Genomic DNA, 1,809 nt, shown 5'->3' with positions numbered 1-1,809 from the left:
TGGTAGAATCCGCATATTCCCAACAACCATCCAGGGGCGTTAGCCGGGAGATCTTCAACATGCCCGTCAGTCGTTCCGGCAGAAAGGGTTCACGCAAAGGCGCAAAGACGCAAAGAAAAAAGAGGGGATGAGTCCATCTCCCTCGTTTCCATCAGGAATCAAAAAAACCTATCGCAAAGTCTTCGACCAATCCAAAGTGGCGTAGCCCTGTCATCTTGGTAGAATCCGCATATTCCCAACAACCATCCAGGGGCGTTAGCCGGGAGATCTTCAACATGCCCGTCAGTCGTTCCGGGAAAAAGAGGTTCACGCAGAGGCGCAAAGACGCAAAGGAAAAAGAAGGGATGAGATCGTCTCCCTCATTGCGGGAAGGAATCAAAAAGCCAGTAGCATAGCCTACGATCAATCCAAAGTGGCGTAGCCCTGTCATCTTAGTAGAATGTTAAAATAGGTATCGTATACACCAAGATTTTTAAAAAACCTTTGGGCCTTCTGTGAAACTCCGTGTCCTTCGTGGTGACCCTTTTTTTCAGCCAACTACAGCAAATAAGACCTCACGGGGGTTTTATATGCACAATTTAGCAGGTATATTTTTTGGCAGGCTTGTCACTTTTCGGCCATTTCGAGAAGGGGTTCACGCCACAGACACACAGAAAACGCAAAGAACACCTTGGGAGCTATTTAGGAGCTAATTCACATAGACCTGCGGTTGAGCGCGTTGCAAGGAACTGTGATTCGTCACAATCCCTCACGAATGGTCAAGCATAAAATAGAAACAATGCTGAAATCTTAGTATATTGTGCACAAATGATCACCGAAGAACAAAAAAATATGATTATTGAGGTGTTAAAACCTTATTCGCCAAAAATGATTGGTATTTTCGGCTCCTTTGCCCGCGGGGAAAACCAAGAGGATAGTGACTTGGATATCCTAGTCGACTTCCAACGTACAGTGAACCTGCTAGATATTATCGGGGCTGAAATTGAACTTTCGGAAATACTGAACATGAACGTTGAACTCGTTACTAAAAGAGCAATATCCCCTAAGCTGATTCCTCATATTGAGCGGGATTTGAAAAACATATTTTATGCAGAAGGATAATCTGATTTATATAAATCACATTTACGATTGCATAATTAAAATAGAAAGCTATACAGAATCAATTTCACTGGAGGAATTTTTAAAGAATTCTCTTATTCAAGATGGTGTCATAAGGAACTTTGAGGTAATAGGTGAGGCTACAAAAAAACTCTCCGCTGATTTCCGGTTGAAAAATACAGCTATCGAATGGAAGAAAATTTCGGGAATGAGAGACAAACTAATTCACGATTATCTTGGTGTGGATCTCTGGGCCCTCTGGGCAGTAATAACGGATAAACTGCCAGAATTAAAAAAGCAAATCGAAGAGATCTTGGATAACGAGTAGGTTACTCGCTACAAGAGAACGCACTATTTCGACAGGTTAACCACGTGAAACTTTAGGGAATCTCTACATACTATTATTGTTAACTAAGAGATAAGATCATGAAGAGACTTTGCTTTTTATCAATACGGCGCAAGTGGGGTATAATCAGATCTAGTCGAGGTAAAACCCCCAACGTCCAACTGGGTGTAGTATCCTAAACCCACTTATCACTTCCTTTTTCTGAAAAAGTAAATGTACATCGAACCATTTGCACTGGCAGGCTATCCGACAAAGAGGTTCACGCAAAGGCGCCAAGACGCGAAGGAAAATAGAGATGGATTTGTCTCCTTCGTTACGGGAAGGAATCAAAAATACCTGTAGCAAAGTCTTCGACCAACCCAAAG

Annotated in this window: 4 protein-coding genes; 2 read left to right on the top strand and 2 right to left on the bottom strand. The window is 42.4% G+C overall.

The features are described 5' to 3' along the window. Positions 1-151: 151 nt before the first annotated feature. Positions 152-430, bottom strand: a complete 279-nt coding sequence (locus IAQ59_RS21870; RefSeq protein ID WP_209332985.1) for a hypothetical protein — start codon at positions 428-430, stop codon at positions 152-154. 377 nt (positions 431-807) lie between these two features. Here IAQ59_RS21870 and IAQ59_RS21865 point away from each other — a divergent pair, with 377 nt between their 5' ends. Continuing rightward, positions 808-1,101 carry a nucleotidyltransferase family protein gene (locus tag IAQ59_RS21865; protein ID WP_209332984.1) on the top strand — a complete coding sequence of 98 codons (294 nt, stop codon included), beginning with the start codon at positions 808-810 and terminating at the stop codon, positions 1,099-1,101. Beyond that, on the top strand, positions 1,088-1,426 hold the full coding sequence (locus IAQ59_RS21860) for a HepT-like ribonuclease domain-containing protein (RefSeq protein ID WP_209332983.1): 339 nt from the start codon (positions 1,088-1,090) through the stop codon (positions 1,424-1,426). The genes IAQ59_RS21865 and IAQ59_RS21860 overlap by 14 nt, the downstream gene beginning before the upstream one ends. Before the next feature lie 150 nt (positions 1,427-1,576). Here IAQ59_RS21860 and IAQ59_RS21855 read toward each other — a convergent pair. Continuing rightward, a partial coding sequence (locus tag IAQ59_RS21855) for a hypothetical protein (RefSeq protein WP_209332982.1) occupies positions 1,577-1,809 on the bottom strand: 233 nt, incomplete at its 5' end.

This window comes from Lunatimonas salinarum (assembly GCF_017811155.1).
Taxonomy (GTDB): Bacteria; Bacteroidota; Bacteroidia; order Cytophagales; family Cyclobacteriaceae; genus Lunatimonas; species Lunatimonas salinarum.
This window is presented reverse-complemented; position numbering and strand designations above follow the sequence as displayed.

What these genes read in the sequence shown, in the direction of transcription:
- IAQ59_RS21860 (WP_209332983.1), top strand. Translation starts at nt 1,088, where the DNA reads ATGCAGAAGGATAATCTGATTTATATAAATCACATTTACGATTGCATA.
- IAQ59_RS21865 (WP_209332984.1), top strand. Translation starts at nt 808, where the DNA reads ATGATCACCGAAGAACAAAAAAATATGATTATTGAGGTGTTAAAACCT.
- IAQ59_RS21870 (WP_209332985.1), bottom strand. Translation starts at nt 430, where the DNA reads ATGACAGGGCTACGCCACTTTGGATTGATCGTAGGCTATGCTACTGGC.